At 46.8% G+C, this 12,626-nt stretch carries 15 protein-coding genes; 6 read left to right on the top strand and 9 right to left on the bottom strand.

What is annotated here, in order from left to right:
- Positions 1 to 71: 71 nt before the first annotated feature.
- The 8 genes from B9A32_RS06855 to B9A32_RS06825 all read right to left on the bottom strand — a co-directional run bounded on the left by B9A32_RS06855 (position 72) and on the right by B9A32_RS06825 (position 5,289).
- On the bottom strand, positions 72 to 527 hold the full coding sequence (locus tag B9A32_RS06855) for a macro domain-containing protein (RefSeq protein WP_084068219.1): 456 nt from the start codon (positions 525 to 527) through the stop codon (positions 72 to 74).
- A 158-nt stretch (positions 528 to 685) separates the two neighbouring features.
- Complete coding sequence (locus B9A32_RS06850; RefSeq protein ID WP_084067826.1) at positions 686 to 1,000, bottom strand: DsrE family protein; 315 nt, start codon at positions 998 to 1,000, stop codon at positions 686 to 688.
- A 9-nt stretch (positions 1,001 to 1,009) separates the two neighbouring features.
- Positions 1,010 to 1,492: a hypothetical protein gene (locus tag B9A32_RS06845; protein WP_084067823.1), complete on the bottom strand. Its 483-nt coding sequence runs from the start codon at positions 1,490 to 1,492 to the stop codon at positions 1,010 to 1,012.
- A gap of 99 nt (positions 1,493 to 1,591) precedes the next feature.
- Positions 1,592 to 1,762, bottom strand: a complete 171-nt coding sequence (locus B9A32_RS21310; protein ID WP_170923738.1) for a hypothetical protein — start codon at positions 1,760 to 1,762, stop codon at positions 1,592 to 1,594.
- A 10-nt stretch (positions 1,763 to 1,772) separates the two neighbouring features.
- Entirely contained in the window at positions 1,773 to 2,063 is a 291-nt protein-coding gene (locus B9A32_RS06840) for a hypothetical protein (RefSeq protein ID WP_084067820.1), read from the bottom strand.
- A gap of 4 nt (positions 2,064 to 2,067) precedes the next feature.
- Positions 2,068 to 2,313 (bottom strand): sulfurtransferase TusA family protein, encoded by a 246-nt coding sequence (locus B9A32_RS06835; protein ID WP_084067818.1) that lies wholly within the window; start codon positions 2,311 to 2,313, stop codon positions 2,068 to 2,070.
- A gap of 115 nt (positions 2,314 to 2,428) precedes the next feature.
- Positions 2,429 to 3,622 (bottom strand): YeeE/YedE thiosulfate transporter family protein, encoded by a 1,194-nt coding sequence (locus B9A32_RS06830; RefSeq protein WP_084067816.1) that lies wholly within the window; start codon positions 3,620 to 3,622, stop codon positions 2,429 to 2,431.
- 272 nt (positions 3,623 to 3,894) lie between these two features.
- The gene (locus B9A32_RS06825; protein WP_084067815.1) at positions 3,895 to 5,289 is read right to left on the bottom strand and encodes a sigma-54 interaction domain-containing protein; all 1,395 of its coding nucleotides are present in this window, start codon (positions 5,287 to 5,289) and stop codon (positions 3,895 to 3,897) included.
- A 314-nt stretch (positions 5,290 to 5,603) separates the two neighbouring features.
- Between B9A32_RS06825 and B9A32_RS06820 the strand changes: the two genes are divergently transcribed.
- From B9A32_RS06820 to B9A32_RS06800, 6 genes are all read left to right on the top strand, one after another.
- Positions 5,604 to 6,725 (top strand): rhodanese-like domain-containing protein, encoded by a 1,122-nt coding sequence (locus tag B9A32_RS06820; protein ID WP_084068218.1) that lies wholly within the window; start codon positions 5,604 to 5,606, stop codon positions 6,723 to 6,725.
- Positions 6,726 to 6,765: 40 nt separating this feature from the next.
- Positions 6,766 to 8,436 (top strand): DUF3373 family protein, encoded by a 1,671-nt coding sequence (locus tag B9A32_RS06815; RefSeq protein WP_212637838.1) that lies wholly within the window; start codon positions 6,766 to 6,768, stop codon positions 8,434 to 8,436.
- Between the two features lie 16 nt (positions 8,437 to 8,452).
- Positions 8,453 to 8,626 carry a hypothetical protein gene (locus tag B9A32_RS21305; RefSeq protein ID WP_170923737.1) on the top strand — a complete coding sequence of 58 codons (174 nt, stop codon included), beginning with the start codon at positions 8,453 to 8,455 and terminating at the stop codon, positions 8,624 to 8,626.
- A gap of 356 nt (positions 8,627 to 8,982) precedes the next feature.
- The gene (locus tag B9A32_RS06810; RefSeq protein ID WP_084067811.1) at positions 8,983 to 9,333 is read left to right on the top strand and encodes a cytochrome c family protein; all 351 of its coding nucleotides are present in this window, start codon (positions 8,983 to 8,985) and stop codon (positions 9,331 to 9,333) included.
- 68 nt (positions 9,334 to 9,401) lie between these two features.
- On the top strand, positions 9,402 to 11,033 hold the full coding sequence (locus tag B9A32_RS06805) for a tetrathionate reductase family octaheme c-type cytochrome (RefSeq protein ID WP_084067810.1): 1,632 nt from the start codon (positions 9,402 to 9,404) through the stop codon (positions 11,031 to 11,033).
- Entirely contained in the window at positions 11,026 to 11,670 is a 645-nt protein-coding gene (locus B9A32_RS06800) for a cytochrome b/b6 domain-containing protein (protein ID WP_084068217.1), read from the top strand. The genes B9A32_RS06805 and B9A32_RS06800 overlap by 8 nt, the downstream gene beginning before the upstream one ends.
- A gap of 355 nt (positions 11,671 to 12,025) precedes the next feature.
- Here the strand turns inward: B9A32_RS06800 and B9A32_RS06795 are convergent, their stop codons facing one another.
- Positions 12,026 to 12,496: an HAD family hydrolase gene (locus B9A32_RS06795; RefSeq protein ID WP_084067808.1), complete on the bottom strand. Its 471-nt coding sequence runs from the start codon at positions 12,494 to 12,496 to the stop codon at positions 12,026 to 12,028.
- Positions 12,497 to 12,626: the final 130 nt, after the last annotated feature.

The following is a 12,626-nucleotide window of genomic DNA, read 5'->3' as shown; positions in this document are numbered from 1 at the left end:
CCACGAAGAACCTTAGCCATTCAAAATTTCAATATTATTCACTTTGCCATTCACACCCCTGTCATATATCGTTATCGAACATACTGAACCAGGGTAAAATCCTCTCCCTGTAATTCCCGGTCAATGATTTTAGAAATAACCTGCCAGTCCCCCCCGGCAAGGCCTGCCCCAATCAAGGGAAACCCAAAACGTTTCCCGGAAAACTGCACCTTTAATTTTCTAAAAACGCTTGTGATGGCATCATAATCGGCAAGCACAGCGTTGCCACTGTAATGAAACTGGGTATACGCGTTGATGACAATGACGGCATGCCCATTTTGCGTAACCATGGCATGGGAAAAACCTCCCAATTTGGTGCGGTCTCCTTTTTTTGTGGCCAGATCGGCCTGAAAAGCTTCTGGAAACTGCGCTTTGATGGATCGGGCAATGCCTGCACCCATGGTACAAAAACAGTTACACCCGTGGATGATCACGTCAAATTCACCATCCACGGCAAGCTTGATCAAATCTCCGTTGACAATTTTCATTTCATGGCCCCCAATGATCATTTACAGTCCATTTTTATATATCCAGAAACGCGAAGGTTTCGTTCGCATGCCGCAAATTTTGTAATGATGGGGACGAGACGTCCGCGCTCCCAGGGTAATCTACTTCGGAAGCATTCCCCCCCTTAGCAATGATGGATTCATAGGACAAGATATCGGTCACACTCAGCCGACATTTCCGCATTCCTGGCCTGGGTGGCAAAATCCTTAAACCCCACCCCGGGTACCTCATCTTCCCGGCCATGAAAACCATGGGCACGAAAACTGACATCACAGACGGCCAGCTTTGCCTTGCCCACCAATTTTATAAAATCAGGCTGTAATCCCAGTTTCACACCATCCCCTGTGAAAAAAATATGTATCTCTTTTTCTTTTTTATGCGCTGCCTCAGTCAAATTGATCACATAATCAAGATGTTTGTCCGAACTCACAAGTATTCCCAATGATTGAGCCATATTTTCACCTTATATATCTTTTCTGATAACCTTTTCAAGTTTGTTAAAAAGCATCTTTCGCACGGTTTCATCCGAGGCATATTTTAAAATCAGCTGATAAACTGCTTCCCGGAGCAGCTCTTCTTGGTTGGATGCCGTGGAACAGCCACTGTTCTGGACAGCCTGAAAAAGCTCAAACACATCCTCACTGACCATGGTTTTAAGTGCGATATTGTTGGGGCCCATATCTTCAAAGGCCTGGGCATCATCGGTGTCAGGACAAGAATCAACACCATGATCGGCATCTGTTAAAAGCGCATAACATTCCAGGGCCTTTTCCATGAATCGCTGTTTAAGGAACTCCTCCCCAAGGGATCTTATGATTTTTCTGGCCATGAATGAATCTTCAGAATCAGTACCACCCTTGTCCAGAACTTTTTTAGCCGCCGCAAGAGACTTGTCGTAACAGCTGCACCTTTCAAGCATCATGGCAGCCGCAAGATCTTTATCCATCTATTTTTCCTCCTGTTTTTGGGATTGAGTCCAATTTCGCACCCCGGGACAATTCGCAGGTAGGCATAATAACACCTAAGTTTTAGCCTTGACGATGCACTACCACCAGGAGATCACTTTATCAGAAGAAAAGATATCGTCCACCAGGGCGTCCCAGTCAACATCAGCCTCATAAAGCGCTGTTTTTTTCTCCTCCTGATCTGAAAACGAAACCATGAGCGAATCCACTGTCTCATCTGGTCTGGATCTGAATATATGAAGAATTTTCATGGGTATCCTCCTAAAATGGTATGACCAGCCTTGCCTGTTTCAGCATTTGTGAAATTTCCGGAAGTGTTGCAAACTCAAAGCCATACTTTTCAACGTTGTCACGATTATTGCTGTAGCGTTCCCCCTCCATCTCATCAATGAACTCCATGTTTTCTGAATATGCCTCATCCATATTCTCAATTTCATGGTTTAAAACAAACATCTTCACTTCAGCCATTTCCAGGAGAAGCCCCAGGCTTGTCCTGAGGCCCTCATATTGTCTATTTCTATCTTTAATTAAAACGGCAATGTTATCTGTCATTTACCTACCCCTTTTTTATAAAATAGCGGGTGGCTCCGTCATCCACATCCACCATTCCCAGAAACTCATTATCTCCTTTGTCGCCCCATTCCGGCAAATCATACTTTGAGCCGGGATCATTGCCCAGAACTTCAAGGATTTCACCGGACTTTAATGCCTTAAGGGCTTTTTTAGTTTTTAAAAGCGGCATGGGGCAGGACAGCCCGCATGTATCCACAACCTGGGTGACTTCAATGTTTGTAAGATCCATATTATTTCTCCTTTTAATTTTTCCATATGAAACTCCGCCCAAAAGTTTGGAATCATGAGAGTTTCAACTTTCGTTGTGGGCAGAGCCGGATCAGAATACGGTCTGCCCGTGGCAGTTAAAAAATAACAAATTTTTCGCTCTCTTCATTCCAGATTGCAACAAAAACCCACACCAGAAAAAAGATAATGAACAAAGGAATGGTCATGCCCCAGGAAAAAAGATCCGGCATAAAAACACCTTTGCCGATTTTTTCAGAAAGATTGTATACAGCGATAAATTTTTGTGTCAGGGCATTTGCAAGGGAAAAACCCATAAGGGTCATCACAAGCTTTACGTGTCCTTCACCAATGCGCCACAGGGTGGAGCTTGCGCACCCTCCGGCCAGAATCATGCCCACACCAAAGATAAGACCTCCCCCCAGACTTCCCAGAAAAAAGGGGTGATAAACGCCCACCATGGGATCTTTGATCCACGCCCATTTTATAACCGCACTTCCCATGCCGTAGATCATGAGACTCATGGCCACCACCTTTACCATGTCCGCCTCCCCTGTCATAAAGGGACACCTGAAGGCCCGGACAAAACAAAAACGGGAACGATGCATGACAAGACCGATGAGAAATCCAAAGAAGAGAATCCCCCCAAGGGTGGATTTATCAATTGAAGAGTAGAGATAAAAAGCAACAACAACAGCGATGAACAGTCCTGCGCCAATGTAAGGCTGCACCTTATCCCAGTTCACCCCCAGAAAAGGAGCGCTTTTTTTCTTCAATACAAGGGGTTTCATGGAGATATTTTCCATTTCCCACAAAAGATATCGCAGTCCAATCCAGGCACCGGCCCCCAGGCCCATCATCATGGCGATTCCCCCCATGGAGAGCATGCCCGTGGCCGTGTAAAAACCGCCCACATTACATCCCCCGGCAAAGGCAGCCCCACATCCCATAAGCACCCCCCCCATGATCCCTTTGGCATATTCCAGGGAAGGTGCTCTCCTTATCTTGAACTGGCGACTCATCAAAGCAGACATCAGGGCACCTGCGAAAATACCAAAATTGGACATGGACATGGGATGTTGCCAGGGCAAAAAGGGTTTTTGGCTGTTAACACCAACGCCATAAAGAAACCAGTCCCCCCAGTTTCGATACCCACCGGCAATGCCCCATGGGGTATCCCAGAGAAAAATAAGAAGGGCCAGAACGGCAAGAAAAATGCCCGCAAGCCAAGCAGGCCAATCCTGCTCAAATATGGCAATATAGTTCTTTCTTGCCTCTTCCTTTACACTTGAAAAAAAATTCTCAGACGTCACAATATCGTCCTCCAAAAATATTTATTTCAGGTTAATTTTAATTTCGCTGGAACGCTTAGAGCCGAGATTAAATGAAATTACACATTTTTTTCATATGAAAGAGTAGATAGATCTAACAATTTTTCTCATTTCATTGTGGGCGGAACCGAATCAGAATGCGGTGCGCCCGTGGCGATTATAAAAGATATTCGCTTGCAGACTTGTCAAACATTTAAAGCAAATTTTGTACCGGGATATAAAAACTAAAATATAAAAAAGGAAATACGCCCAAATCAATCCAAGTCCCGTTGAAGGTCAATGCCATATTTTTTAATACGCTTCCATATGGTTACCCGACTGACACCAATGGCCCGGGCGGCTCTGGATTGATTACCCTTGGCAACTTTCAAGGCTTGTATCAACTGCTTTCTTTCGTCCACAGCCTGATCTGCCCGGGACTCTGCAAGGACCTCCCTGCATTCCCGCACACTTCTCTTGCCGGGTCCAGGACCAACAGTCACCCGCTCAGGAAGATGTTCCGGCCCAACACTGCTGCCATTACAGAGCACAAAAGCATATTCCACGGCATTGCGAAGTTCCCGAACATTTCCCGGCCAGTGATAGGTCATCATTTGACGCATGGCTTCAGGTGTAAACCCCAGTATATTTTTGCCGGTTTTCCGTGCGTTCACATTAATAAAATGCTGGGCAATGAGGGGGATATCATCCAGACGATGAACAAGGGAAGGACAACGGATGGGAAACACATTGATGCGAAAAAAAAGATCCTCTCTAAAGACGTTCTCCTGGATCAGCTGCTCCAGATTGCGGTTGGTGGCAGTGATAATCCTCACATCCACATCAATGGAGACATTATCCCCCACTTTTTCAATCTTCTTTTCCTCCAGGACCCGCAACAGCTTTACCTGGGTGGCCATGGGAATATCCCCGATTTCATCCAGAAATATGGACCCCCCATGGGCCGCCTCAAACCGCCCGATGCGATTGCGATTGGCACCAGTATAGGCCCCTTTGACATGACCGAACAACTCACTTTCCAAAAGACTTTCATTGAGGGAAGCACAATTTACTTTGATAAAAGGCTTGTCTTTTCTTGGGCCGGTTTCATGCACGGCCCTTGCCACCAGCTCTTTACCGGTGCCACTGTCGCCAAGGATCATCACCGGGGTTTCTGTGAGGGCCACATTTTCAATGAGTTCAAACAGAGACTGCATCACCGGACTTTTTCCCACGATGCCATGGAAGCCATCCTCCAACAGATAGGTCTTTTTTAACGAAATCAGTTCATTCTCAAATTTAATATTATCGGAAACATCCTTCAGGGTTTCCACAGCCCCCACAATATCCCCGTTATCATCATAAAAAACCGTTGCGCTTTTAAGAATCTGCACAGAACGATGATCTTTATGGGAAATAAAACACTTTTTGTCCCGAATCAATCCCCGGGAAAAAAGCCCACACCACTCTTTACCCGGACCTTTTCCCACTATTTTACACCCGGTGCAATTTAAAATACGGCACGATTTTCCCAGAAATTCCTCTTTTTTGTAGCCGGTCATTAAAAGTGCCGTTGTGTTGGCAGCCATGATATTGCCGCCGGAGTCCACGATAATAACACCATCCTGAACAGATTCAATGATGGTCTGCCAGTGTTTGCCAATGTCCATTGTTAGCCTCCAGAGTGTTAACGTGTTAATGGTTTATGTTAACACACCCATATGCAGTTAACAACTGTCTCCCCTTTTTAAGACGATTGCCGGCTATTTAATCACTCTTTAATTTTTCCTCCCAACAGCCTGCAACCCGGTAAAAATTTGTTTTTATTTATGAGGAATCAGGCCTTTGACATTAAAAATATGGAGAAAGGTATCACTCCAGGTACCGGCTGGAACAATCAGGCGGCACACTCTTTGCTCAAACAATTAAAAAAAGGATGAAAAACCAATTCATAAAAAATAACACCAAAAAGGAGAGCAAAAAGATGAAACAACAACTTTTATTGCGTTATCTGGTGGTGCTGGCAGTGGCGACCGGCCTCATTGGATGTACAGCTACCCGGAACAACACAGCAGTGTTGTCCCCGCCAGCTGCCCCGGAATGGCAGTTTCACTCCATTGTTGATGTGGAGTTTGTAATGGAGAATGCCACCATCCCCATGCCGGACAATGTTATGATCATTGATGCCAGGCCCTACAAACCAAAGTATGTCAACGGCCACATCCCCGGTGCTGTCAGTATTCCGGACAGCCAGTTTGATAAACAGGTGAATCTGCTTCCCAAGGATAAAAACACTCTGTTGATCTATTATTGTGGAGGCCTTGCCTGTAAACTGAGCCACAAATCTGCCCAAAAAGCGGAAAAACTGGGATATAGCAATGTTAAAGTATTTGCCAAAGGGTTTCCCAAATGGAAAAAAACACCGGGCAACTATGTGTCGGTATCCGTGGACCATGTGGCAGCAGCCCTGGAAAAAAACCAGGCTGTGATTGTGGATGCCCGGCCCAAAAAACCCAAGTTTGACAAAGGACACATTCCCACAGCATTGAGCATCCCCTTTACCTATTTTGATAAATACAAAGGGAAACTCCCCCGGGATACCAATACCCCCCTTATTTTCTATTGCGGCGGACTTACCTGCAAACTGAGCCACAAATCTGCCACGGCTGCCCTTGCCCTGGGATACACCAATGTAAACGTTTTTTCCCAGGGATATCCGGAATGGAAAAAAGCCTTTGGTGCCTCTCCGGCAGCAGCCATCAAGCCCGGCGACACAGAAGGCAGCATGGACATTGCAACCTTTGAAAAGATGCTGTCTGAAACACCCCATAACATGATGATCGTGGATGTCAGGGACAAAGACGAGTTTGACAAAGGCTCCTTTAAATCAGCTGTTCACATCCCGGTGGATGATCTGGAAGATAAAATCAAGGATCTGCCTTCGGATAAACCGGTGGTGTTTATCTGTTCCACAGGTGCCAGAAGCGGTGAAGCCTATTATATGATCCAGGATGTAAGGCCTTCCCTGAAAAATATTTATTATCTTGAAGCAGCCTGTAGTTTTAATAAAGACGGCTCCTTTGAAATCAAAAAAACAGAAGGGTGATATCATGAAAAAAAAATACGTGATTACGATATTTTTGAGCATGAGCCTTTTAATGGGCTTTCAACCGGCCTTTGCATCCAGCGAGACAGAACTTTTAAAACAACAGCTCCAAGAGATGAGCCGCACCATGGAAGCGTTGAAATTAAAAATTGATGCCCTGGAACAAGAGGATCAAAAGGATAAAGAAGAGGTAAAATACCTGGGAAAACGCCTGGACAAGGCAGAACTCCATACTGCCACGGATAAAGTATCCCTGGGCCTTGAACTTAGAGCCAAAGCAGATTCCATCCATTACAACGGCATGCTGTCTGCCCCTTCTTCCCTGGTAAGCGGTTTTTTTACGCCGGCAGCCTCCGGCGGATTTAACGGAGCCACCTTAAATCAGATCCAGCAGGGCATGCAGAACATGGCCATGGCAGGCATGATCCCTCCCCTGGACGAAAATGATGTGGACAACGATATCATCTACACCAATAAATTCCATCTGGACATGAAGGCCAAGGTCAATTCAAACTTAAGTTTTGCCGGTCGTCTTGCCGCATACAAGGTGTGGGGGGATTCTTCAGGGGTAAAATTCAACCAGGGAAGTCTGGGTGATGTAACCATGGACGGCAACACATCCTCCCTGCCCCATGGAGACACCATTCGCATGGAGCGGGCTTATTTCATGTACCGCCAGGATATTAACGATATTCCGGTGAGTTTTTCCCTGGGACGCCGCCCCTCCACCAACGGTCCTCCAATGGAATATGCCGATTATGACATGGTGGGAGGCTCTCCCCTTGCCACCATCATCAACTGGCAATTTGATGGAGCATCCTTAAGCTTTGGACTGGAAGATGCCCTGGATATCCCGGGAGCAGCATTTAAATTCTGTTATGGCGTGGGATTCGAAGGGGACTGGGGCAACTCTTATTCCATCCAGGAAAGCCAATCTGATGTGGAAGATGTTCACATGTTTGGTTTTATTGCCACCTTGTTTGACAATGACTCTTTCAGTGCCGTATTCAACTATGCCCATGCCTGGGATATCACCGACGGGTTCACCGGTTTAACGGTGATGCCCTTTGTTGTAAGCAAATCCGACCAAAACGGTGATGGTACAAATGAATACTATTTTGCCCAAAACAGTGGGGGCTATATTTCCAGAATGCAGCCTTCCACCGAAATCGGTGACTGGGATGCCGCATCCCTGTTATTAAGAAAAAACCTTTACGAAGAGACAGAAAAAGATATTGATCTGTTCCTGGCCGCCTCCTGGAGCCACACAGATCCCTCCCGGATTTCTGCCAATCCCTTTTATGAAATGATGGGAATGGGACTACTCAGCTCCAACGGAGACCTTGAATCCCGCAATGGCTACAGCATTTATGCAGGGGCTCTTTTCCCCATGCCCTTTGACGGCAGGCTGGGCCTTGAATACAACTGGGGTTCCCAATACTGGTTCAACTTCACCGGTGCCGAAGACTCCCTTGTGGGAAGCAAACTGGCCACAAGGGGAAGTGTGTATGAGGGATATTATATCCAACCGGTCTTTGGTAGAAATTTTTTCGTAAAACTGGGTGGTCGGTTCTACGATTACCAGTACACGGGCAGTGGCAATCCCCTGGGTGAGCCCAAAAAGATCTCCCGGGCCAATTCCTTTGACGGCCTTTTCCCCATTGTGGATGAAGTGTGGGACGTCTACGCCTCGGCCACCATGCGTTTCTGATCAGGAGGTCATCATCATGAAAGTTCTGCATATTCTGAAATCCCCCCCCGATGAAAAAATGCGGAAATTATTTGAAAAAATTTCCAAGGACACGGTGGTTTCAGTGGTGGAACTCTATGATGAAAATCTCGATTGGCAGGCCCTGGTCAATGACATGCTGGAACATGATCAGATTGTCTGTTGGGAATGAAATATCGCAAATCTCTTAACGAACACAACGAATATAGGGTCGTAGACGCGGAGCCAAATGGTATTATACCGCCGCCCCCCCGATGGGCAATGCTCCCGGACCGGAACTGTAGACAGCTCAATTGTCCGGTTCCTATTACCCATCGGGGGGCGGCTCTGCCTTAGCTTGCCTTGGAGGCTGCATTGTATATAAAAAATATACATGGCTGTAACCACCAGCCACAACGAAAAATGGAACTCTTATAATTCCAAACCTTTGGACGGAGTTTCATATAAAAAAAATCCCGAAGAATATCAAAATAACGGTGTGCACACAGGGTGCGCCCGGAAATCAAAAAAAGATTAAGGAGAAAAGCAATGTTTAAAAAAATAATCGTTTCAATGCTGATGATTTTGTTTGTCATGGTTTCCACATCTGTGACTTTTGCCGATGACGGTCCCGGAGGCAACAAAAGAAAAGGGAAATATACCTATCGAAAGGTGTACAAGGCCTGTGCCCAAAGGGGTGAGGTCAGTGAAAAAAAGCCCCCCATCAACCCCAGTGATAAAACCATGGCCCAGTGGCAGCGCATTTTTGAAAACAAGGATTTTGCCGATTTCAAGTGTGCACCGGAATGGGCAGCCCTGAGTGATGAAGATATTCTGGATATTTACTCATATCTCTATGGATATGCGGCGGACTCCCCCTCCCCTGCCACCTGTAAATAGCCCCGAATCGCAAAGCATGGCGTTTCAGGACGTCATGCTTTGCATAAAAAACGAAACTGGAGGTCTGAATGACAAAAAAATGCATTCCAGGACTGATAACCATCATGCTGACGGCTTTCTTACTGGTGGGATCTTCTGCCCCGGCAGCCACAAATCCGGGGGGAGATGAGGCCCCGGGAAGAAAGATGGCCAAACAAGCCGTCAAACGGGAAAAACGCTGGATAACCACAGATCATACAAAACATGAAATTTTACAAAAACCGTTCATGTCCGGTGAAGAAGTCACCCAGGCATGTCTTTCCTGTCACTCCGAAGCATCTGCCCAGTTTCATAAAACCATTCACTGGACCTGGCTGGCATCGGGGGATAAAAAAGATATGAAGTATGGCAAGGCCGGGTATTCTGTGAATAACTTCTGTATTTCCGCCAATGCCATGGAAGATAAATCCTGCCTGAAGTGCCATGCGGGCTGGAACGGAGTGGATGAAGGTGTAAACTGTCTTAAATGCCATGGCACAGAAAAGTTCAATTACAAAGAAGCCTTCACCGATATCCAGGCCTTTGCACAGGATGATGACCCGGAAAGCAAGGAGATCATGGAAGAAATCCAGGCCGAAGTCACCAATGCAGTGGGTAAAATCGCTCTTCCCGGTAGAAACAACTGCGGAGAATGTCATTTCAAGGGCGGCGGCGGCGATGGCGTAAAACACGGGGATCTGGATACCTCATTGATGAAGCCCAACAAAATACTGGATGTTCACATGGGCACAGACGGAGAAGATTTTAGCTGTACCCGGTGCCACACCACCACCAACCATAACATTGCAGGCCGGGTGTACACCAACCCCGCCGTGGAGAGCAGCAAAAGTCTTCTGGAAGATGACCTGGCCCCCAAAATAACCTGTATCTCCTGCCACAGCGATGCCCCCCACAAAAACGACTCAAAAATGAATGACCACACCGATAAGGTTTCCTGCCAGGCCTGCCACATTCCAGAGTATGCCAGGGTCAATCCCACTAAGATGAGCTGGGACTGGGCCAAGGCCGGGGATCTTAAGGATGGCAAACCCTACCACACCAAGGGTGAGCTGGGTAAAGACATCTATAAGTCCATTAAAGGGCAGATGACCTGGGAAAAAAATGTTGTTCCGGAATATTTCTGGTCCAACGGCACCCAGACCAGTACCACGGCAGAGGATATCATTGATCCTTCCACAGTGGTGAAAGTCAGCCATCCCGTGGGAGATGCCAAAGATCCTGACTCCCGCATATTTCCCTTTAAGATCCACCGGGGCAACCAACCCTATGACAAGATCAATAAAACACTTCTGGCCCCGCTTCTGTCCGGGGAAAAAGGCTATTGGACAACCTTTAACTGGGAAGAGGCCTTAACCCTTGGCAATGATACCCTTGGATTACCCTTTTCCGGTGAATTTGATTTTGTAAAAACCACCTATGCATTTCCCATCACCCACATGGTGGCTCCCAAAGACAAAGCCCTTGACTGCACCCAGTGCCACCGGAGGGATAACGGTCGCCTTGCCACACTATCGGGATTTTACATGCCCGGAAGGGATAAATCCACCGCCGTGGACTCATTGGGCTGGATAATTATCCTGGGCTCCCTGGGAGGGGTGGGACTCCATGGCCTGGGTCGATTTTTCACCCGGAAAAATGGAAGGAGAAAAAACCATGGATGATAAAAAAATTATCAAAATATATCTTTACACCCGTTTTGAACGATTCTGGCACTGGCTCCAGGCGTTCATGATTGTGGCGCTGATCATCACAGGTCTTGAAATCCATGGAACCTTTTCCCTGCTGGGATTCCAAAGGGCCGTGAATGTTCATAACTTCATCGGGCTTTCATGGCTGGTATTGTTTGCTTTTTTTGTATTCTGGCTTTTCACCACCGGGGAGTGGAAACAATATATCCCCACCACCAAAAAATTATTTTCCGTTGTAATATACTATGGTTTTGGTATTTTCCAGGGCAAACCCCACCCCGTGGAAAAATCCCCCGGTGCCAAGCACAACCCCCTGCAGCGCCTGACCTATCTTGGGTTGTCTGCACTGCTGCTTCCTGTTCAGATGTTTTCAGGACTGCTTTATTATACCTGGAATCTGTGGGCAGGATTTATGATCCCCCTGGCTCCGGTGGCCTGGATTCATACATTGATGGCCTTTATGCTGATCTCTTTTTTGCTGGTTCATGTGTATATGACCACCACAGGACACTCTTTGTTCAGCCATATTTCAGGTATGATCACCGGCTGGGAAGAAATCTATGAAACCACCACAGTGGAAGAGTGGGAGCTTCCGGCAAAACGAAAATAACCCCTCCGGGCAGGCCGAAGTCAAAATGCGGTCTGCCCGTGGCAGTTTTATATACAAGGCAGCCTCCAAGGCAAGCTAAGGCAGAGCCGCCCCCCCCGATGGGCAATAGGAACCGGACAATTGAGCTGTCTACAGTTCCGGTCCGGGCCCATTGCCCATCGGGGGGGGCGGCGGTATAATACCATTTGGCTCCGCGTCTACGACCCTATATTTGTTGTGGATTTTATATGAAACACTCCGCAAATGAGGGGCGTATTTCAAGCTTCGTTGTGGGTGGAACCGGATCAGAATACGGTCCGCCCGTGGCGATTATAAAAAAATCCCCGTCAGCTTCCCAGGAATAATAATATCAAGTCTATCGTCGTAAACACGCCACCAGACGACCGGGGCGTTCCAAATACCCAAACAAATCAAGAATATCCCCCACCACAATATCCGATGCCATAAGACTTTTGGACATCAAGCCTTCCTGTCCCAGCACGGAAACGCCCAAAGCAGATTCCTTGAGCATGAACTCATCATTGGCACCGTTACCGGCAGCAATGGTTTTATCCTTTCCCAATGTTTCAAGATATGCCTGTTTGGCCCGGGCCTGGTCCTGTTCCGGAATCACCTTAAGAGCACATTGAATCCCCCCAAGCTCTTTTTTCACAGAACCAAAGGTATCTGCCGTAATCACATGGAAATCCAAATCCTGGGCCAGATCATTTATTTTTTCCCCAACCCCTTTTATCAATTGGCCATCCACGGCAATGGTGCCGTTGAAATCAAGCAATACGTGCTGAATATTCAGGGTAAAGGCCCCGGGTATTTCAATGCTAACCATATTGTTCCTTTTTTTAAAAAATAATATCCATCTATCCTAACCTGGACAAGCCAGAACCAAAAAGGTTTTGTTGAATCACCATTCGCGGTATAATGATTCCCATAACATACAAATGCGAAAGGAGGTCAAT

Origin of the sequence: Desulfocicer vacuolatum DSM 3385 (genome assembly GCF_900176365.1) — a bacterium.
Lineage (GTDB): Bacteria > Desulfobacterota > Desulfobacteria > Desulfobacterales > Desulfobacteraceae > Desulfocicer > Desulfocicer vacuolatum.
The sequence above is the reverse complement of the archived record's forward strand: the minus strand, read 5'-3'. Positions and strand labels throughout refer to the sequence as shown.

Bases quoted from the DNA above. Each gene is read 5' to 3' on its own strand.
- B9A32_RS06855 (WP_084068219.1), bottom strand. From the start codon at position 527: ATGAAAATTGTCAACGGAGATTTGATCAAGCTTGCCGTGGATGGTGAA.
- B9A32_RS06850 (WP_084067826.1), bottom strand. From the start codon at position 1,000: ATGGCTCAATCATTGGGAATACTTGTGAGTTCGGACAAACATCTTGAT.
- B9A32_RS06845 (WP_084067823.1), bottom strand. From the start codon at position 1,492: ATGGATAAAGATCTTGCGGCTGCCATGATGCTTGAAAGGTGCAGCTGT.
- B9A32_RS21310 (WP_170923738.1), bottom strand. From the start codon at position 1,762: ATGAAAATTCTTCATATATTCAGATCCAGACCAGATGAGACAGTGGAT.
- B9A32_RS06840 (WP_084067820.1), bottom strand. From the start codon at position 2,063: ATGACAGATAACATTGCCGTTTTAATTAAAGATAGAAATAGACAATAT.
- B9A32_RS06835 (WP_084067818.1), bottom strand. From the start codon at position 2,313: ATGGATCTTACAAACATTGAAGTCACCCAGGTTGTGGATACATGCGGG.
- B9A32_RS06825 (WP_084067815.1), bottom strand. From the start codon at position 5,289: ATGGACATTGGCAAACACTGGCAGACCATCATTGAATCTGTTCAGGAT.
- B9A32_RS06820 (WP_084068218.1), top strand. From the start codon at position 5,604: ATGAAACAACAACTTTTATTGCGTTATCTGGTGGTGCTGGCAGTGGCG.
- B9A32_RS06815 (WP_212637838.1), top strand. From the start codon at position 6,766: ATGAGCCTTTTAATGGGCTTTCAACCGGCCTTTGCATCCAGCGAGACA.
- B9A32_RS21305 (WP_170923737.1), top strand. From the start codon at position 8,453: ATGAAAGTTCTGCATATTCTGAAATCCCCCCCCGATGAAAAAATGCGG.
- B9A32_RS06810 (WP_084067811.1), top strand. From the start codon at position 8,983: ATGTTTAAAAAAATAATCGTTTCAATGCTGATGATTTTGTTTGTCATG.
- B9A32_RS06805 (WP_084067810.1), top strand. From the start codon at position 9,402: ATGACAAAAAAATGCATTCCAGGACTGATAACCATCATGCTGACGGCT.
- B9A32_RS06800 (WP_084068217.1), top strand. From the start codon at position 11,026: ATGGATGATAAAAAAATTATCAAAATATATCTTTACACCCGTTTTGAA.
- B9A32_RS06795 (WP_084067808.1), bottom strand. From the start codon at position 12,496: ATGGTTAGCATTGAAATACCCGGGGCCTTTACCCTGAATATTCAGCAC.